The 18,788-nt window shown below is 67.6% G+C and carries 19 protein-coding genes; 13 read left to right on the forward strand and 6 right to left on the reverse strand.

Annotation, left to right across the window (positions count from 1 at the left end; translation table 11 throughout):
* Window positions 1-2: 2 nt before the first annotated feature.
* On the reverse strand, window positions 3-575 hold the full coding sequence (locus ASG62_RS26345) for a hypothetical protein (RefSeq protein ID WP_156382034.1): 573 nt from the start codon (window positions 573-575) through the stop codon (window positions 3-5).
* A gap of 215 nt (window positions 576-790) precedes the next feature.
* Between ASG62_RS26345 and ASG62_RS09240 the strand changes: the two genes are divergently transcribed.
* The 3 genes from ASG62_RS09240 to ASG62_RS09250 are packed head-to-tail and all read left to right on the forward strand — an operon-like array spanning window position 791 to window position 4,529.
* A complete protein-coding gene (locus ASG62_RS09240; protein WP_082536876.1) occupies window positions 791-1,315 on the forward strand; it encodes a 2Fe-2S iron-sulfur cluster-binding protein in 525 nt (174 codons plus the stop codon).
* On the forward strand, window positions 1,312-2,295 hold the full coding sequence (locus ASG62_RS09245; protein ID WP_056688184.1) for an FAD binding domain-containing protein: 984 nt from the start codon (window positions 1,312-1,314) through the stop codon (window positions 2,293-2,295). Before ASG62_RS09240 ends, ASG62_RS09245 begins: the two co-directional genes overlap by 4 nt.
* Window positions 2,292-4,529 (forward strand): xanthine dehydrogenase family protein molybdopterin-binding subunit, encoded by a 2,238-nt coding sequence (locus ASG62_RS09250; protein WP_156382035.1) that lies wholly within the window; start codon window positions 2,292-2,294, stop codon window positions 4,527-4,529. The genes ASG62_RS09245 and ASG62_RS09250 overlap by 4 nt, the downstream gene beginning before the upstream one ends.
* Before the next feature lie 206 nt (window positions 4,530-4,735).
* Here ASG62_RS09250 and ASG62_RS09255 read toward each other — a convergent pair whose 3' ends face one another.
* The 3 genes from ASG62_RS09255 to ASG62_RS09265 all read right to left on the reverse strand — a co-directional run bounded on the left by ASG62_RS09255 (window position 4,736) and on the right by ASG62_RS09265 (window position 8,940).
* Window positions 4,736-6,019, reverse strand: coding sequence for an NAD(P)/FAD-dependent oxidoreductase (locus ASG62_RS09255; protein ID WP_057180367.1), 1,284 nt, complete (start codon window positions 6,017-6,019; stop codon window positions 4,736-4,738).
* 88 nt (window positions 6,020-6,107) lie between these two features.
* Window positions 6,108-6,887 (reverse strand): 3-hydroxybutyrate dehydrogenase, encoded by a 780-nt coding sequence (locus ASG62_RS09260; protein ID WP_056688190.1) that lies wholly within the window; start codon window positions 6,885-6,887, stop codon window positions 6,108-6,110.
* A 115-nt stretch (window positions 6,888-7,002) separates the two neighbouring features.
* A complete protein-coding gene (locus ASG62_RS09265; protein ID WP_056688193.1) occupies window positions 7,003-8,940 on the reverse strand; it encodes a HAMP domain-containing methyl-accepting chemotaxis protein in 1,938 nt (645 codons plus the stop codon).
* Between the two features lie 360 nt (window positions 8,941-9,300).
* On the opposite strand from ASG62_RS09265, the gene folD reads away from it, so the two are divergent.
* The 3 genes from folD to ASG62_RS09280 all read left to right on the forward strand — a co-directional run bounded on the left by folD (window position 9,301) and on the right by ASG62_RS09280 (window position 10,985).
* Entirely contained in the window at window positions 9,301-10,200 is a 900-nt protein-coding gene (gene folD / locus ASG62_RS09270; RefSeq protein WP_056688195.1) for a bifunctional methylenetetrahydrofolate dehydrogenase/methenyltetrahydrofolate cyclohydrolase FolD, read from the forward strand.
* Between the two features lie 70 nt (window positions 10,201-10,270).
* Entirely contained in the window at window positions 10,271-10,513 is a 243-nt protein-coding gene (locus ASG62_RS09275; protein WP_056688198.1) for a type II toxin-antitoxin system Phd/YefM family antitoxin, read from the forward strand.
* Window positions 10,514-10,523: 10 nt separating this feature from the next.
* Entirely contained in the window at window positions 10,524-10,985 is a 462-nt protein-coding gene (locus tag ASG62_RS09280; RefSeq protein ID WP_056688199.1) for a type II toxin-antitoxin system VapC family toxin, read from the forward strand.
* 85 nt (window positions 10,986-11,070) lie between these two features.
* Here the strand turns inward: ASG62_RS09280 and grpE are convergent, their stop codons facing one another.
* Together grpE and hrcA are read right to left on the reverse strand one after the other, a co-directional pair.
* Window positions 11,071-11,745, reverse strand: coding sequence for a nucleotide exchange factor GrpE (gene grpE / locus ASG62_RS09285; RefSeq protein WP_082536877.1), 675 nt, complete (start codon window positions 11,743-11,745; stop codon window positions 11,071-11,073).
* 209 nt (window positions 11,746-11,954) lie between these two features.
* Complete coding sequence (hrcA, locus tag ASG62_RS09290; RefSeq protein WP_056688200.1) at window positions 11,955-13,055, reverse strand: heat-inducible transcriptional repressor HrcA; 1,101 nt, start codon at window positions 13,053-13,055, stop codon at window positions 11,955-11,957.
* Window positions 13,056-13,276: 221 nt separating this feature from the next.
* Here hrcA and rph point away from each other — a divergent pair, with 221 nt between their 5' ends.
* From rph to gshB, 7 genes are all read left to right on the forward strand, one after another.
* The gene (rph, locus tag ASG62_RS09295) at window positions 13,277-13,999 is read left to right on the forward strand and encodes a ribonuclease PH (protein WP_056688203.1); all 723 of its coding nucleotides are present in this window, start codon (window positions 13,277-13,279) and stop codon (window positions 13,997-13,999) included.
* A gap of 103 nt (window positions 14,000-14,102) precedes the next feature.
* Window positions 14,103-14,789, forward strand: coding sequence for a non-canonical purine NTP pyrophosphatase (locus ASG62_RS09300; RefSeq protein ID WP_056689369.1), 687 nt, complete (start codon window positions 14,103-14,105; stop codon window positions 14,787-14,789).
* On the forward strand, window positions 14,779-15,987 hold the full coding sequence (gene hemW / locus ASG62_RS09305) for a radical SAM family heme chaperone HemW (RefSeq protein ID WP_156382036.1): 1,209 nt from the start codon (window positions 14,779-14,781) through the stop codon (window positions 15,985-15,987). Before ASG62_RS09300 ends, hemW begins: the two co-directional genes overlap by 11 nt.
* A gap of 8 nt (window positions 15,988-15,995) precedes the next feature.
* Window positions 15,996-16,340 carry a YnfA family protein gene (locus ASG62_RS09310; protein WP_056689371.1) on the forward strand — a complete coding sequence of 115 codons (345 nt, stop codon included), beginning with the start codon at window positions 15,996-15,998 and terminating at the stop codon, window positions 16,338-16,340.
* A complete protein-coding gene (gene rsmI, locus ASG62_RS09315) occupies window positions 16,337-17,296 on the forward strand; it encodes a 16S rRNA (cytidine(1402)-2'-O)-methyltransferase (RefSeq protein ID WP_082536878.1) in 960 nt (319 codons plus the stop codon). Before ASG62_RS09310 ends, rsmI begins: the two co-directional genes overlap by 4 nt.
* Window positions 17,293-17,667, forward strand: a complete 375-nt coding sequence (locus tag ASG62_RS09320) for a YraN family protein (RefSeq protein WP_056688208.1) — start codon at window positions 17,293-17,295, stop codon at window positions 17,665-17,667. The genes rsmI and ASG62_RS09320 overlap by 4 nt, the downstream gene beginning before the upstream one ends.
* A 71-nt stretch (window positions 17,668-17,738) precedes the next feature.
* Window positions 17,739-18,689: a glutathione synthase gene (gene gshB, locus ASG62_RS09325; RefSeq protein WP_056688211.1), complete on the forward strand. Its 951-nt coding sequence runs from the start codon at window positions 17,739-17,741 to the stop codon at window positions 18,687-18,689.
* Window positions 18,690-18,788: the final 99 nt, after the last annotated feature.

The following is an 18,788-nucleotide window of genomic DNA, read 5'->3' on the forward strand; positions in this document are numbered from 1 at the left end:
CCTTACCAGACGAGCGCTACGACATAGTAATGGCCGAACAGATGATCCGCATCATCCGGGATCGTCGTGTCCGCCGGATATCCGAATGCCGCAGTATAAGACTTTTGGGCGCGCGCCGACCATGCTGCCGAACGTAGCGCGTTGGGCTTGGCAAGCTCGTCACTCGAATCATAGACGATATAGAATAGGATCTGCCCAAACATCGGGGATGCGTCTCTCCAAAAGAACCACATCATCTGAGGTTTTTTGTCGGCATGAGATGCTGAAATCTCTTCTTCGTAGGTTGTTTTGCGAGTAAAGAAATAGATATATCGAGATATGTCAGCTGATCCAACGTGCGGATAAACGGCCTGCATGTAAAAAAACATCGGCAGGACTGCATATGAGAAGAATTTCTTCCATCTGAGATTGAATAAGAACCAGGCACATGCACCCAGCCCCACGATTGGCGACAAGGAATAAACCAGAAACAAGAAAAAACTGGCTGTCGATATCGGTGGGTAGAGATCCCACGAAAAATCCGCTGACAACGAAAAAATAAGAGGAGCGACGAAAATGAAGGCTGTGGGCCACACAACCCAGCCATCTTTCGTCGAAGGCAAAGACCCGTTTCCAGATGCGGAGCTAGAGACGCACTCTCTCTTTTCGAAAGGATAAGTCATCTTCCAACCACAGCTCAATGACACAGGAATACTAGCTTCCATCTAGCCCGTTGTCGATGTCGCAGCCCCTGCACCCATATCCGGTTTCATGCGTTTGTAGTTTGGAATCATGATAATCGGAGTATCGGATGCAACTGACGGTCAATGGAACGGAGCATGAGGTGGACCTCGACGTCCGCACCTCGCTGCTCGACGCGCTGCGCGAACATCTCGCGCTCACCGGCACCAAGAAGGGCTGTGACCACGGCCAGTGCGGCGCCTGCACGGTGCTCGTCAACGGCCGCCGCATCAATTCCTGCCTGACCCTCGCCGTGATGCACGAGGGCGACGAGATTACGACGGTCGAGGGCCTCGGCGCGCCCGGCGATCTCCACCCGATGCAGGAAAGCTTTCTCAAGCACGACGGCTATCAGTGCGGCTATTGCACGCCCGGCCAGATCGTCTCGGCCGTCGGCATGCTGGGCGAGGTCGAGAAGGGCTGGCCGAGCCATGTCACGTCCGATCTCGGCGGCGGCGCTTCGCTCTCCAACGAGGAGATCTCCGAGCGCATGAGCGGCAATCTCTGCCGCTGCTCGGCCTATCCGAACATCGTTGATGCCATTCGCGAGGTCGGCGCCCAGCCGGTCGCCGAGCAGCGTAAGGACGCCGCATGATCCCCTTCACTTACGTCCGCGCGACCGATTCCGCCGGTGCCGCGGCCGCCGCGACCGCGTCGAGCGCCCGCTTCATCGCGGGCGGCACGAACCTTCTCGACCTCATGAAGCTGCAGATCGAGACGCCGACGAAGCTCGTCGACATCACGCATCTGCCGCTGCGCGACATCGCGGCCGAGGGTGACGGCCTGAAGATCGGCGCGCTCGTGCCGAACTCCGATCTCGCCGCCGACGAGCGCATCCGGCAGGACTATCCGCTGCTCTCCCGCGCGCTTCTGGCGGGCGCCTCGGGGCAGCTCCGGAACAAGGCGACGACCGGCGGCAATCTCCTTCAGCGCACGCGCTGCAGCTATTTCTACGAGACGAACGCGGCCTGCAACAAGCGCGAGCCGGGCTCGGGCTGCGACGCGATCGGCGGCTTCAACCGCATTCATGCCATTCTGGGAGCCAGCGAACATTGCATCGCGACGCATCCCTCCGACATGGCGGTGGCCCTGCGCGCCCTCGATGCCAAGGTGGAGACGCTGACCGCCGAGGGCGAGACGCGCCTCCTGCCGCTCGAGGCCTTCTATCGCCTGCCCGGCACGACGCCCGAGATCGAGACCAACCTCCAGGCGGGCGAGCTGATCACCGCCGTGGTCCTGCCCGCCCCGCTCGGCGGCCGGCAGGTCTACCGCAAGGTCCGCGACCGCGCGTCCTATGCCTTCGCGCTGATCTCCGTCGCCGCCAATGTCGGCATCGAGGCCGGCGTCATGCGCAACGTGCGTCTCGCCTTCGGCGGGCTTGCGCACATGCCCTGGCGCGACGCCTCGGTCGAGGCGCTTCTCGAGGGACAGGCGCCCTCCGACGACCTCTTCGCCAAGGCCGCCGACCGGTTGCTCGCCGATGCCGTCGGCCAGGGCGAAAACGATTTCAAGATCGAGCTGGTGCGCCGGACGCTGCCGGCCGTTCTCTCCGAAGCCACGGGAGCTGCCGCATGAGCGGAACCACCAAGGTCATGCAGAACAACAAGCGCCTCGGCGAAACGCGGCTCGACCGCGGCTCGCTCGCCGTGCTCGGCAAGGGCGTCGACCGGTTCGAAGGCCCGCTCAAGGTCTCGGGCCGCGCGACCTATGCCTACGAGAACCTTCGCGGGCAGGACGTCGCCTATGGCTATATCGTCACCGCCGGCACGGGCTCGGGCACGATCAAGCGCATCGACACGCTGAAGGCGATGAGCCTTGCCGGCGTCCTTCACGTGGTCGTCGACGACACCGCGCCCCGCGCCTCCGCCGATCCGAACGACAACAAGCCCGCCTCCATCAAGGGCGCCGTCACGCATTTCGGCCAGCCCGTCTGCATGGTCGTCGCGACGAGCTTCGAGATCGCCCGCGAGGCGGCCTCGCTGGTCGAGATCGAGATCGAGCCCTCCGAAGGCAAGTACGATCTTACGGAAGAGAAGGACGAGGCCTACGATCCCGGCGACGGGACGATGCCCTCCACGGTCGAGAAAGGCTCGTTCGACAAGGCCTTCGCCTCTGCCGAAACGCAGCTCGACGTAACCTACACGACGCCGAGCCAGAGCCATTCGGCCATGGAGCCTCATGCCGCCGTCGCGGTCTGGGAGGGTAATGACCTCACGCTTTACGGCTGCTACCAGCTCGTCTCGACCAACGTGCCGCAGCTCGCCAAGGCGCTCGGCATCTCGGCAAGCCACGTCCATCTGGTGAACCCGTTCATCGGTGGCGGCTTCGGCGGCAAGCTCGGCATCGGGCCGGAATCGGTCTTCGCCGCCATGGCCGCGCGCGAGATCGGGCGACCCGTCAAGGTCGCGCTGACACGCCAGCAGGTCTACCAGGGCACCTCCCGGCGCTCCGACACGATCCAGCGCGTGCGCATCGGCGCGACGAAGGACGGCCGGATCACCGCCATCGCCCATGACACCATCACCGGCAACACGCGCGGCGACGACTTCTTCGAGCCCGCCGGCATTTCGACGCAGTTCCTCTATGCCGGCGACAACCGGCAGATCACCCATCGCAAGGCGGATGTGAACATCCTCCTCTCCTCCTCCATGCGCGCGCCCGGCGAGGCCGTCGGCATGCTGGCGACGGAAAACGCGATGGACGAAATGGCCGAGAAGCTCGGCCTCGACCCGATCGAGTTCCGCAAGCGCAACGAGCCGGAGGTGGACCCGCAGGAGGGCCTGCCCTTCTCCTCGCGCATGCTGATCGAGTGCATGGACGAGGGCGCGGAGCGCTTCGGCTGGGAGAAGCGCCCGAAGGCGCCGATGTCGCGCCGCGAGGGCGAATGGCTGATCGGCTACGGCATGGCCGCCGCCAGCCGCAAGAATCTCCTCCAGCCCTCGGAGGCCCGCGTGACGCTCCAGGCGGACGGGCACGCGCTGGTCGAAACCGACATGACCGATATCGGCACCGGCACCTACACGATCCTCCAGCAGATCACGGCGGAGATGCTGGGCCTGCCGCTCGGCCATGTCGCGGTCAAGCTCGGCGATTCCAAGCTGCCGCAGGGTCCGGGCTCCGGCGGTTCCTGGGGTGCCAACTCCTCCGGCTCCTCGGTCTACGCCGCCTGCGAGGGCATTGCGGGCGTCATCGCCAAGAAGCTCGGCGTCGAGGCCGGCGATCTCACCTTGAAGGACGGGATGGCGACGGCCGGCAACAAGCGGACGCCGATCGCCGAGGTTCTGGGCGGCGAGCCGATCGAAGTGACCGGCACGTTCAAGCCGGGCAAGGCCTTCCAGGAAACGCATCAGGCGAGCTACGGCGCGCATTTCTGCGAGGTCGCGGTGAATGCCGTGACGGGCGAGGCGCGCGTCCGCCGCCTGATGACGGTGGCCGCCGCCGGCCGCATCCTCAACGAGAAGACGGCGACTTCGCAGTGCTACGGCGGGCAGATCTTCGGCATCGGCAGCGCGCTGACCGAGGAGCTGATCATCGACCCGCGCACGGGCCTGATGGTGAACCACGATCTCGCCGAATACCACGTGCCGGTGAATGCGGACGTGCCGCAGCTCGAGGTCGTGCTTCTCCCCGAGCGCGACACGGCGGCGGGGCTTCTCGCCGGCAAGGGCATCGGCGAACTCGCCATCTGCGGCGTCGGCGCGGCGGTCACGAACGCCATCTACAACGCGACCGGCGTCCGCGTGCGCGACTATCCGATGACGCTGGACAAGGTTCTGGCCGGCTGGGCGCAGACGAAGCGGGCGGCGTAGGCGGAGAGGCAGAATTCGGCAGGCCRGAGGGAGGCACCCCCCTCTGGCCTGCCGGCCATCTCCCCCGCAAGGGGAGAGATCAGTCTCGTCAGGGGCATTTCAGAATGAACAACCGTCCTTGAAGCTGCCGATCTCCACCCTTGCGGGGGAGATGGCCGGCAGGCCAGAGGGGGGTGTCTCGCGTCAACGCAAGGCCACCCCTCACCTTATCCATGCAGCTTCAGCGCCGGCCCCTTGGTCGGCGAAATCACGTCGGCCAGAATGGCGACCGAGCCCCGCAGCGGTCCCAGCACCGCCCATTGGTGCCGGCGCTGGAGCGCGTGGTAGGCGGCCTTGGCGAACTGGCCGTCGATGAAGAAGTCGTCGCGCCGGCCGAGGCCGACGAGGCCGACCGTTCCGGCATTGCCGAGCGAGACGAGCTTTCCCTTGTCCTTGAAGCGGAACGGACGGATCGGCGAGCCGTCGATCGCCTTCGGCAGGGCATCGGCGAGATAGGCGGCCTCCTGGCTCGCGACCTGCGCCGTCGGCGGCAGCGGGCGCTCGGTGCCTTCCAGCACGAGGCTCGCGGCATCGCCGAGCGCGAAGATCCGATCGTCGACCGTCGTGCGCAGGCAGGCGTCGACCTTCAGGCGGCCCCGGTTGTCCAGCTCGAAATCGGCCAGTTTCGACAGGACGGGCAGGCCGATCGAGCCCGCGGCCCAGACCGTGATGTCGGCGGGCCAGTGGCCGCTGTCGCTGCGCACGACGTCGCGCTCGACGGCGGTGATCTTCGCGCCCGTCACGACGGCGACGTCGAGCGCGGCCAGACGCTTCAGGATGCCCTTGCGCAGATCCTCGTCGGAGCCCGGCATGATCTCGGGCGCGGCTTCGAGGATGGTGAGGTCGAGCAGTCTGTCCTGCACCTCGCCCTCGCGGTCGAAGAAGGCGCGCTCGGAGAGGCGCAGATGCGCGGCCAGCTCCGTGCCGGTCGCGCCGGAGCCGACGATCACGATGCGGGCAGGCTCTCCCGTCTCCCGCGCATGGATCATCAGCGAGACGAAGCGCTCGCGAAAGGCGTCCGCATCGACCTTGGCATCGAGCCGGATGGCGTTTTCCGCGACGCCCTTCGTGCCGAAATCGGCGGTGAGACCGCCGAGCGCGACGACGCAGGTGTCGTAGGGAACATTGCGGGCATCGGCGAAGTCCTCGCCGTTCGGTCCGGGCATGGCGGCCAGACGCACGGTCCGCCCGGCGCGGTCGATCGTCTCGACGCTGCCCTGCTCGAAGCGGAAGCCGCGCATCTTGGCCAGCATGTAGAAGCTGATCTCGGAGAGGGTCGAGTTCACCGTGCCCGCCGCGAACTCGTGCAGGCGGGGCTTCCAGAGATGCGAGCCGACGCGATCGACGAGCGTCACGGCGATCCCGCCGCGCGAGGCCAGAGCCGAGGCAAGCTCCAGCCCGCCCGAACCGCCACCGAGAATCACGATCCGATGCCGGGTCGCCTGCGTCATGCACCGTCTCCTATCGTCTGCTTCGAACATGGGGGGCCGACCGGGCTGCGCGGATCGCTTCGCCGGCCGGAAAGGGGTTGGTTTCGTGTCAGCCCATGTGCCAGCCGTGGCTGACGGTGATCGACTGGCCGGTCAGAGCGTTGGAGCGGAAACCGGCCAGGAAGATCGCGAGGTCGGCGACGTCCTCGGTCGTCGTGAACTCGCCATCGACGGTCGAGCCGAGCATGACGCGCTTCACGACCTCCTCCTCGGAAATGCCGAGCGTCCTCGCCTGTTCGGGAATCTGCTTCTCGACGAGGGGCGTCTTCACGAAGCCGGGGCAGATGACGTTGGAGCGCACGCCATGCTTGGCGCCTTCCTTGGCCATGACGCGGGAAAAGCCGAGAATGCCATGCTTGGCGGCCACATAGGCGCTCTTCAGCGGCGAGGCTTCGTGGCTATGGGCCGACCCCATATAGATCAGCGAGCCCGAGCCCTTGGGATACATGTGCTTGATGCAGGCCTTGGTCAGGAGGAAGGCACCGCCGACATGGATGTCCAGCATCCGGCGGAAATCGGCATAGGGAAAATCCTCGACCGCGTGGACGATCTGAATGCCGGCATTCGACATCATGACGTCGATGCCGCCGAAGACCTTGGCCGCTTCGTCGACGCCTCTCGCGACCGCAGCCTCGTCGGTGACGTCCATCTCGATCGCCAGCGCCCGGCCGCCGGCCGCTTCGATCCGTCCGGCCGTCTCGTCGGCGCCGGCCTTGACGATATCGCAGATCGCGACGCTCGCGCCCTCCCGCGCGAAGGCGAGGGCGATATCCCGGCCGATGCCCGAGCCGGCGCCCGTGACGACGGCCACCTTGTCCTTCAGCTGCATGCGTCTCTCCCCGTCCTCTGCCAGCGCACCCGCGACTTGGCCTGGAGATTGACCAAAAAGGAAGGGCCGGCAAGAGCGCCGGCCCCGATCGCAGCGATCCTCGCGCCTCGAACGATCAGAACTCCTCCCACTCGTCCGCGACGGGCTTGGCGGCCGCGCCGCCGCGCCCCGTGGAGCGCATCTGCGGAACGGCAGCCGGCCGGGCGGCCCGGGGCTGGGCGGCACGAGGCTGGGCGGCCGGGCGCGCGATGGTGCGGGCCGCAGCCGGCATCGCCGTCGTGGTGCGGAAGGCCTCGGTCAGACGGGCGAGTTCCTCGGTGTCGACGGAGAGGTTCTGCGCGGCGGCGGTGGTCTCCTCCACCATGGCCGCGTTCTGCTGCGTGACCTTGTCCATCTGGTCGGCGGCCGCGGAGACCTCCTTCAGGCTGACGGCCTGATCCTTGGCGCTGCCGGCGATCTCGGCGACGACGCGATTCATCTCGGAGACGCCGGCGAGAATGCCCTCCAGCGACCGGCCCGTGGCGGAGACGAGGGCGACACCCTCCTCGACCTGGCTGGAGGAAGCCGAGATCAGCGACTTGATCTCCTTGGCGGCTTCCGCCGAGCGCTGGGCGAGACCGCGCACCTCCTGCGCGACCACCGCGAAGCCTCGGCCCGCCTCACCCGCGCGCGCCGCCTCGACGCCCGCGTTCAAGGCCAGAAGATTGGTCTGGAAGGCGATCTCGTCGATCACGCCGATGATGCGGCCGATCTGCGCGGAAGATTCCTCGATCGCACTCATGGCAGCCACCGCCCGGCCGACGATCTCGCCGCCCTTTTCCGCGTTCTTCTGCGCGTCGGCTGCCGTGCCCTGCGCCTCCGCCGCGTTGGCGGCGGTTTCCTGGATGCCGCGCGTCACCTGCGCCAGAGCGGCCACCGTCTCTTCCAGGCTCGCAGCCTGCTGCTCGGTGCGCTGGGAAAGATCGCTGGAGGCGGTGGAAATCTCGCTGAGACCGACCCGGATCGAGCCGATGGAACCCACGACGGCGCCGATGGCCGATTCCAGCGAGGACAGGCTGTCGTTGAACTTCACCCGGATCGGCTCGAATTCGGGCGCCACGGACTGCGTCATGCGCACCGTCAGATCGCCCCGCGAGAGCGCATCGAAGCCGATCTCGACCGCATGAACGAAGGCTTTCAGGTCCTGCGACCGCGCGCCGTCGATGGCGGACTGGCGCTCGCGAAGCTCGGCCTGGGCGCTCGTCGCCTTGCCGGCCTCCACTTCCAGGCTGCGGTTGCGCAGCGCGGCGTCCTTGAAGACCTCGACCGCGCGGGCCATGGCGCCGATCTCGTCGCCCCGCGTCTGCCCGTCGATCTCGATATCGAGGCGTCCGCCGGCCAGTTCCGCCATGCGCTCGCCGAGCCGACCGAGCGGCCGGGTGATGCCGCGGCTGGCGATCAGGGACGAGATCGCGACGCCGAAGACGGTGCCGAGAACCGTGCCGATCAGGGACAGCACGATGGTGGACATCGTGTTGTCCGAGAGGCTCTGGGCCGTCTCGGCATTCTGCTTCAGCAGCCGGTCGCGCAATGGCCGATAGGTGTTCGTCAGATCGGTGGAGATCCGGTCCAATTCCGGCAGGATCGCCTCGGCTTCGGCATTGCGGTCCTGCAGGCCGAGATCGGCCGCCTTGCGGCTCAGCGTCGTGAAGTCCTCGCTCAGCGTGCGAAGCTTGCCGATGACGGAGGCCTCGTCCGGAAAGGCCGTCACGATCTGCGTCAGAAGGGTCGGAAGCCGCGGAAGTGCTTCTTCCAGGTTCTTCTTGGCGATTTCCGCCCGCTCGGACGTTCCGTCGTAAACGACGATCTTATAGTTGGAATAGGAGGCGAGATTGATGTTGGAGGCCACGCGCACGAGAGCGACAAGGGCGGCATCCTGCGACGTCACGAGGCCGTTATAGGTCGCATCGATCCGTTTCATCTGAAAGGCGGCATAGGCCGTGAGAAGCAAGCCGATCAGGCTCATCAAAAGAACGCAAGACAGTATCTTGGTCGAAATCTTCATGTTGTTCATCGGTCTCGGCGCCTTTCAAGCTTCGCGTCCCATCTCCCCAGATGCGCTCCCTCGCAGCGCAATCCTATGATCGAAGTTTTTTAAATTCAGATTAACACTATAGCGTTCGACATAATCGTATATTTTACTTATGTTACTTGGATCGGACAATTTCTTGCCGTGCTGGAAGGAGCCGGCGCCCTTCGGCTCGCGTGGCTCTCCTGCAGCGGAATCGCTTCCGAATGCCGTCAGGCTGGGTTAGAGCCATCGCGGGCGCCGGGCCAAGTGCGGGCGGCATCCGGCCGGGCGCTCGATCGTCCGTGGAACGTCCGGTCCACGGCAAAGCTTCTCTCCCGCCGGACTTGGAACGAGGTCTGACCCATGAGCTTGCGGATCGACGGCAAGGCCGCTGCGGCGGCGATCATCCAGACGGTGAAGGCCGAGAGCGCCAAGCTTCTGGCCGAGAGCGGCACCCGCCCGGGGCTTGCCGTCGTGATCGTCGGCGAAGATCCGGCCAGCCAGGTCTATGTCGCGTCCAAGGCGAAGATGGCGGAGGAATGCGGGTTCAAGTCGGTGAAGCACGTTCTGCCCGCGACCGCCGCCGAGGACGAGGTTCTCGACCTCGTGCGCGATCTCAACGCCGATCCCTCGATCCACGGCATTCTCGTCCAGCTGCCGCTGCCGGCCTCGATCGATTCCACCCGCATCGTCCAATCGATCGCGGCGGACAAGGACGTCGACGGGTTCCATCTCGTCAATGTCGGCCGGCTCGGCTCGGGCGATCTCGCCTCCGCCTTCGTGCCCTGCACGCCGGCGGGCTCGATGATCCTCATCCGCCAGGTGCTGGGCGACAATCTCGCGGGCAAGACGGCCGTGGTGCTCGGCCGCTCCAACATCGTCGGCAAGCCCATGGCGCAGCTCCTGCTCGCCGCCGACGCCACCGTCACCATCGCCCATTCGCGCACCAAGGATCTGCCCGCCCTCTGCCGCACGGCCGATATTCTGGTGGCCGCCGTCGGACGGCCCGAAATGGTGCGGGGCGACTGGGTGAAGCCCGGCGCGGTCGTGATCGACGTCGGCATCAACCGCATCGCGGCGCCGGAGCGCGGCGAGGGCAAGACACGGCTCGTCGGCGACGTCGCCTACGAGGAGGCCGCCGCCGTCGCCGAAGCGATCACGCCGGTTCCCGGCGGCGTCGGACCGATGACGATCGCGCTCCTGATGGCGAACACGGTCGTCTCCGCCTGCCGGACGGCCGGGCGCGACGTGCCGGCGTTCTGAGGGTCAGGCGAACTTGCAGGCCTGATGGCGAAGGCCTATCGTGACCACATAGGTCACGAGGATACGGAACTTGAAAACGCTTCAGCTTCGCGAGGCAAAATCCGCCTTCTCGTCCGTCGTGGAAGCGGCCGAGCGGGGAGAGCCCACGATCGTGACGAAGCATGGCCGTGCGGCAGCCATGATCGTTCCGGTCGAGGAAGGCCGGAAGCTGTTTCCCGACAAGAGCCCGAGCTTCGCCGATCTCCTGCTCGCCATTCCATCCGCCATTCCGATCGAGCGCGACGAGAGCCCGATGCGGAACGTCGATCTCTGACGGATCGGCCGTGAAGGGCTGGCTCCTCGACACAAACATTCTCAGCCAATTCGCGCCCGACAAGAGCGGACGGGTTCGCGTCGATCCTCGGCTCGCCGAATGGCTGCGCGCCCGGAGCGACAGCCTGTATATCTCGGCGGTCTCGGTTGCGGAGGTCACGCGCGGCATTGCCGGTCTCAGACGGTCCGGCGCCAGCGAGCGGGCGGACGGTCTCCAGGTCTGGATCGATCGTATTCTCGCCCTCTACGAGGATCGCGCGCTGCCCGTCGATGTCTCGATCGGACGAACCGCCGGCCGCATCGACGATCGCGCGCGCTCGATCGGTCGCCATCCCGGATTTGCCGATACGCTCATCGCCGCGACGGCGGAGACGCATCGGCTGACGCTCCTCACCCAGAACCTGCGCCACTTCGCGCCTCTCGGCCTCAGTATCGCCGTCGTCGATCCGCTGGTGTCCGATCTGCAGGCTTGAGCCGCCAGCGCTTGCGTCGGTCCGTGTCGAGCCGGCGCGGAAAAACCGCCGGCCCGTTCATTCGATCAGCGTGCGCCGGCAGAGATCAGGCCGCGCTGCCCTCCGCGGGCTTCGGCTCCACGACGGTCTTCGGGCCGCCCTTGGAGACGCCGACGAGGGCGGGGCGCAGGACGCGGTCGCCGATGGCGTAGCCGTCCTGGACGACCTGGAGCACCGTGTTGTTGGCGACCTCGGCGTTGGGGATCTCGAACATGGCCTGATGGAAGTTCGGGTCGAAGCGCTGGCCTTCCGGCTCCAGCTTCTTCACGCCGAACTTGTCCAGCGTCGCCAGCATGGCGCGCTCTGTCAGTTCCACCCCGTCGATCAGCGTGGTCAGGCCCGTCTCGGCGCCGGCCTCCCGAGCATCCGCGGGCACGGCCTGGATGGCGCGGCGCAGATTGTCGAGAACGGCGAGCATCTCGCGGGCAAAGACCGTGACGCCGTAGACGCGCGCGTCCTTCAGCTCGCGCTCGGTGCGGCGGCGAAGGTTCTCCATGTCCGCGTTGAGGCGCAGCATGCGGTCCTTGAGATCGGCGGTCTCGCCCTCCAGCTCGGCGATCCGGTCGGCCGCGACGCTCTGGATGAAGGCTTCCGCATCGTCCTCGGAATAGCCGCCGCGCTCGAAGGGGCCGGCGGACCGGGTCTCGCCTGCGGCATCGTCCGGCACGGAGGTCTCGGCCGTCGTCTCGGCTTCGCTGCGGTTGTCCGTATCGCTCGTCATGTCGTCCCCGCGAATGTGCCGACCGGAGCCGCGCGCCCGGATGGCGGGCGCGTGCCGTCGTGGCCGGTGCTGATGGCGTTTCCAACGCCGCATATCGAATGGGCACGCGCGAAAATCAAGGCCGGCCAGGGTCGAGGAGCGGCCTCGGTCGAGCCCTAGCCAAGGGTTTTCCGAGCGCGTGCCGTTGCTAGCCGGCGACGCGCCCAGCCTCACGGCCGCCGGGCGGCCGCCCCTTGCGCGAGGAGGCGCGACACGAGACGCGCGGTGTAGTCGACCATCGGCACGATGCGGCGATAGTTCAGCCGCGTCGGCCCGATCACGCCGACCGCTCCGATCACCCGCTCGTCGCCGTCATTGTAGGGCGCGATCACAAGCGAGGAGCCCGAGAGCGAGAAGAGCTTGTTCTCCGAGCCGATGAAGATGCGCACGCCGTTGCCGGTCTCGGCGAGGTCCAGAAGCTCGATGAGCGAACTCTTGGTCTCCAGGTCGTCGAAGAGGAGGCGCAGGCGCTCCAGGTCGTCGGCGGCCGTGACGTTTTCCAAGAGATTGGCCCGGCCGCGCACGATGAGACGCGAGGGCTGGTCCGCGGAGGCGCCCGACCAGACCGCGAGCCCCTTTTCCACCAGCGCCTGCCCGAGAAGATCGAGCGCGTTCGCGGTCTCCTCCTTCAGAAGGCGGACGCGCTCGCGCGCCTCCGCGATCGTGCGCCCGACGACATGGGCATTGAGGAAGTTCGAAGCCTCCACGAGCTGCGAGGCCGTGACACCGGCCGGCAGATCGACGATGCGGTTCTCCACCTCGCCGTTCTCGCCGACGAGCACGGCGAGCGCTCTCGTCGCCTCGAGACGGATGAACTCGATGTGCTTCAGGCGAAGGTCCGCCTTCTGCGTGAGAACGAGCCCCGCGCCGCGCGAGAGGCCGGAAAGAAGCTGGCTCGCCTCGGTGAGGAGCGAGGCGAAGGAGCGCTGGTCGCCGCTGGCGCGGACCTTCTCCTCGATGTTCTCGCGCTCGGCCTGCGGCAGGTCGCCGACCTCGAGGAACGCATCGACGAAGAAGCGAAGGCCGAGCTCGGTCGGCATGCGACCGGCGCTGACATGAGGCGAGTAGATGAGGCCGAGCGCCTCGAGATCGCTCATCACGTTGCGCACGGAGGCGGGCGACAGCGAGGTCGAGAGCAGCCGCGACAGAACGCGCGAGCCGACCGGCTCGCCGATGTCGAGATAGGTTTCGACGAGAATGCGGAAAATGTCGCGCGAGCGCGGGTCGAGCGGCATCGGAATGTCCGCCACGGGAAGCCTGAAATCGTTCATGGTTCGGGCCGCTCAAGCATGGGCTAGACTATAGGCATGCGCGAGGCCGCCGCCAAGCGGGTGCGCCGCACTCCACAGGCGGTTCGGGCGCCGAGCGGCAAATTGCTTTGCGCCTGCGAAAGGGCCATGGTTAAAGGCGCTTTCCGGCATCGAGCCGATCCGCCCACTGCGCGGAGATCGCTCGCGGCCGACCCGAACTCGGAAGCGGACTTCGAAATATCATGCGGCCATCCAAGCGCGCCAGCGACGAACTCCGGGCGGTTTCGCTCGAACGCGGCTTTTCCCGCCATGCGGAAGGCTCCTGCCTCGTCAAGTTCGGCGACACGCACGTTCTCTGCACGGCGAGCCTGGAAGAGCGCGTGCCGCCCTTCCTGAAGAATTCCGGCAAGGGCTGGGTGACGGCCGAATACGGCATGCTGCCGCGCGCCACCGGCGAGCGCATGCGCCGCGAGGCCGCGACCGGCAAGCAGTCCGGCCGCACGCAGGAAATCCAGCGCCTGATCGGCCGCAGCTTGCGCACCATCGTCGATCTCGGCGCCCTCGGCGAGCGGCAGATCTCGATCGACTGCGACGTGATCCAGGCCGATGGCGGCACGCGCACGGCCTCCATCACCGGCGCCTTCGTCGCCCTGTCCGACTGTCTCGCCTGGATGGAGACGCGCGGCATGGTGACCCGCGACAAGGTCATCAAGGACCATGTCGCCGCCATTTCCTGCGGCATCTACAAGGGCGAGCCCGTGCTCGACTTGGACTATCTGGAAGATTCGGCGGCCGACACGGACGCCAACTTCGTGATGACGGGACGCGGCGGCATCGTGGAAATCCAGGGCACGGCGGAGAAGGAGCCCTTCTCGGAAGCCGAGCTGCAGAGCCTTCTGAACCTCGCCAAGGGCGGCATCGCGCGTCTCGTGGCGCTCCAGGCCGAGGCCATCGGCGCGGCGTAAGGCAGGCTCGCGGACAGGCGGCCCCCGAAGGGGCCGTCCAGATCCCGCAACGCCCCGGCGAGAGATCGACGGCGCGGCGCGGGCACAGGAGATGGAGAGCGCCATGACGGCACGACGGATCGACGGCAAGCGCCTTCTCGTGGCGAGCCACAACCAAGGCAAGATCCGCGAGCTGCATTTCCTGCTCGGCGGCCTCGCCATCGAGCTCGTCACCGCCGGCTCGCTCGGCCTTCCCGAGCCGGTCGAGGACGGAACGACCTTCGTGGAGAACGCGCGGATCAAGGCCCTGGCGGCCGCCACCGCCGCGGGCGAGGTCGCTCTGTCCGACGATTCCGGGCTCTGCGTCGAGGCGCTGGACGGCGCGCCCGGCGTCTACACGGCCGACTGGTCGGGGCCGAACCGCGACTGGGATCTGGCCATGCGCACCGTCGAGGAGAAGCTGCAGGCCGCCGGCGCGACCGAGCCGGCGCAGCGCCGCGCGCGCTTCGTCTCGCTTCTCTGCCTCGCCTGGCCGGACGGGCACACCCAGGAATATCTCGGCGAGCGCGACGGCACCCTCGTCTGGCCCGGCCGGCGCGGGCCGATCGCCTATGGCTACGACCCCGTCTTCATGCCGGACGGCGAGACGCGCACCTTCGGCGAGATGACGGCCGAGGAGAAGCACGGCTCGATCTGGCATGCGCCCGGTCCGCTCTCGCATCGTGCGCGCTCGGTCCAGCTTCTGGTCGAGCAGGCCTTCCCCGAAGGCGCCCGGCCTGCCGGACCGGCGGCCTATCCCGATGGGGTATGAGATGATGGAGTTCGACCGCTCGTCGGCTTCGGTCACGCGCTTTCCGCCCCTCTCGCGCGAGCCGGGCTTCGCGGTCTACGTGCACTGGCCCTTCTGCGCGGCCAAGTGCCCCTATTGCGACTTCAACAGCCATGTCCGCCATCAGGCGATCGACCAGGAGCGCTATGCGCGCGCCTTCGCCCGCGAGATCGCCGAGATGGCGAAGCGCTCGGCCGGCGAGCGCGTCACCTCCATCTTCCTCGGCGGCGGCACGCCCTCGCTGATGAAGCCCGAGACGGTCGGCGCCGTGCTCGACGCCATCGCAAAGGCCTGGGACGTCGCGCCCGATGCCGAGATCACGCTGGAGGCGAACCCGTCCAGCGTCGAGGCCTCGCGCTTTCGCGGCTACCGCGCGGCGGGCGTCAACCGCGTCTCGCTCGGCGTCCAGGCGCTGAACGACCGAGACCTGAAGGCGCTCGGCCGGCTCCACGACGTCGCCCAGGCCCGCGAGGCGATCGGGCTCGCCCGCGCGATCTTCCCGCGCCTCTCCTTCGACCTCATCTATGCGCGCTCCGGCCAGACGGTCGCGGCCTGGGAGGCCGAGCTGACGGAGGCGATGGATCTGGCCGCCGACCATCTGTCGCTCTACCAGCTGACCATCGAGGAGGACACGCCCTTCCACGCCCTGCACAAGGCCGGCAAGCTGAAGGTGCCGGACGGCGAATTGTCCGCCGAGCTCTACGAGGCGACGCAGCGACTGACCGAGGCGCGCGGCATGCCGGCCTACGAGATCTCGAACCATGCCGTGCCCGGCGCCGAGTCCCGCCACAACCTGACCTATTGGCGCTACGGCCTCTATGCCGGCGTCGGGCCGGGCGCGCACGGGCGGCTGATGGGGCCGGGCGGACGCCACGCGGTCGCGACCGAGCGCCATCCGGAGACCTGGCTGAAGATGGTCGAGGACTGGGAGAGCGGCATCGTCGTCGACGACCGGCTGACCCCGGGAGAACAGGCCGACGAGCTTCTGCTCATGGGCCTGCGCCTTGCCGAGGGCATCGATCTCAAGCGCTGGCGGCGTCTCGCCGGCCGCGACATCGACCCGATCAGCGAGGCGGACCTCAGCGCCCACGGCATGGTCGAGCGTCTCGGGCCCGACCGCATCCGCGCGACGCCGGCCGGCATGCTCGTGCTCGACGCCGTCGTCGCCGATCTCGCGTGAGCGGCGCCGTGTCAGCGCTCCCGGGCACGACCGTCCTTCTCTACGCGCTGGCGGCGCTGGCGGAAATCGCCGGCTGCTTCTCGGTTTTCGCGGTCCTGCGCCTCGACCGCTCGCCGCTCTGGCTCGCGCCGGGTTGTCTGGCTCTGGCGCTCTTCGCCTATCTTCTGGCGCTGGTTCCGAGCGAGGCGGCGGGCCGGACCTATGCCGCCTATGGCGGGGTCTACATCCTCGCCTCCCTCCTCTGGATGCAGCTCGCCGAGGGCGTTCGGCCCGACCGCTACGATCTCCTCGGCGCCGCCGTCTGCCTCGCCGGCGCCGGCATCATCCTCTTCGCGCCGCGGGCCCACGCATGAGCGAGGAGGACGCGCGCTCGGGCTTCACCATCCGCGCAGCCCCCTTCGCCGCGCCGCGCCCCGAGCCCGCGCTCTATCTCGTCGCGACGCCCATCGGCAATCTCGGCGACATCACGCTGCGCGCCCTGGAGATCATCGCGGGCGCCGATCGTCTCGCCTGCGAGGACACGCGCGTCACCGCGACGCTCCTTCAGCGCTACGGCATCAAGCGCCGCATGACGGTCTATCACGAGCATAGCGGCGAGGAGGCCGGCGCGAGCCTTCTGGCCGATCTCCAGGCCGGCCTCTCCGTCGCGCTCGTCTCCGATGCCGGCACGCCGCTCGTCTCCGATCCGGGCTTTCGGCTGAGCGAGCAGGCGATCGGGCTCGGCATTCCCGTCGTGCCCATTCCCGGCCCCTCCGCCGCGCTCGCCGCCCTCACGGCCTCCGGCCTTCCCTCCGACGCCTTCTTCTTCGCCGGCTTCCTGCCGCAGAAGACCGGGGCGCGGCGCGAGCGGCTGGCCGAGCTGTCACGCATTCCGGGCACGCTCCTTCTCTTCGAGGCGCCCCACCGCATTCGCGAAAGCCTGATCGACATGGCCGAGGTGCTCGGGCCGGCGCGCCCGGCGGCGGTGTGCCGGGAGCTGACCAAGGCCTTCGAGACGATCTACCGGGGCACGCTGCCCGAGCTGGCGGAGACTTTCGAGGCGATGGAGCGCGTGCGCGGCGAGATCGTCGTCTGCATCGGCCCGCCGGAGGCCGAGGCGCCGCCGAGCGAGGCGGATGCGGACGCGATCCTCCTCGGCCTTCTCGCGGAGATGAAGCCGGCGAAAGCCGCGCAAGAGGCCGCGCGCCTGACCGGGCTGGCGCGGCGCGACCTCTATGCCCGCGCACTGGTCTTGAAGGATGCGGCGCCCGAGCCGGCATCGACCAAGGACGCCGCCTTCAAGACCGGACCCTCGCGGGACGAGCGGTGAACGAGGGGCAGCGCGACGAGCGCCGCCGGCGCTTCGCCAAGGGCCATCGCGGCGAGTGGCTGGCCGCCTGGGCGCTTCGCCTGAAGGGTTACCGCATCCTCGCCATCCGACACCGCACGAAGCTCGGCGAGATCGACCTCATCGCCCGGCGTGGCGACACGATCGCCATCGTCGAGGTGAAGGCGCGGGCCACGCTCGAAGCCGCCATGGAGGCCGTCGGCCCCGCCGCCCAACGCCGCATCGAACACGCCGCCGACCTCTGGCTCGCCCGCCAGCGCGACCACGCCCGCCTCTCCCTGCGCTTCGACATCGTCGCCGTCCTGCCGCGCCGCTGGCCGGTCCATGTGCAGGATGCGTGGCGCGGGCGTTGACGCGAAGGCGCATTGCCAGGACCCGCCTTCCCCGCTACCTCCGCAGTCGATCCCTTCCGCAGGAGCGCCTCATGGCCCTTTCCGTCGCCGTCCAGATGGACCACGTTTCCTCGATCTCGATCAAGGGCGACTCCACCTTCGCGCTCTGCCTGGAAGCGCAGCGGCGGGGGCATAGCCTGTTTCACTACACGCCGGATCGGCTGTCGCTGCGCGACGGGCGCGCGACCGCGCGGGCCGAGACGCTGGAGCTTCGCGAAGAGCAGGGGAACCACTTCACGCTGGGCGAGCCGACCAAGATCGATCTGGCCGAGACGGATGTGGTGCTCCTGCGCCAGGACCCGCCCTTCGACATGGCCTACATCACCTCGACGCACATCCTGGAGCGCGTCCATCCCAAGACGCTCGTCGTCAACGATCCGGCTTCCGTGCGCAACGCGCCGGAGAAGATCTTCGTCACCGAGTTTCCCGATCTCATGCCGGAGACGCTGATCACCAAGGACCCCGTCGAGGTCGCCGCCTTCCGCGCCGAGTTCGGTGAGATCGTGATGAAGCCGCTCTACGGAAACGGCGGCGCCGGCGTCTTCCACATCACGAAGGAGGACCGCAACCTCACCTCCTTCATGGAGACCTTCGCGCTCCTCTTCCGCGAGCCCTTCATCGTGCAGCGCTACCTGAAGGATGTGCGAAAGGGGGACAAGCGCATCATCCTCGTCGATGGCGACTATGCCGGGGCGATCAACCGCGTGCCCTCCGAGACGGATGCGCGCTCCAACATGCATGTCGGCGGGCGCGCCGAGGCGACGGAGCTGACGGCGCGCGAGCGCGAGATCTGCGAGCGCATCGGCCCCGCCCTTCGCGAACGCGGCCTCCTCTTCGTCGGCATCGACGTGATCGGCGACTATCTGACCGAGATCAACGTGACCTCGCCGACCGGCATCCGGGAGGTGAAGCGCTTCGGCGGCGCCGATATCGCGAGCCTTCTCTGGGATAAGATCGAGGAGAAGGTCGGCGCTTCCCGCTGATCCTGCGCTCTCCGGCACCTGGATAACACGCGCGCTGCAGCAAAGAGATGTTCCCGTCTTGTTCTTGCATCGCCCGTGACGCTGCGTTAGGCTCGGCTC

This window comes from Aureimonas sp. Leaf427 (genome assembly GCF_001425485.1).
Taxonomy (GTDB): domain Bacteria; phylum Pseudomonadota; class Alphaproteobacteria; order Rhizobiales; family Rhizobiaceae; genus Plantimonas.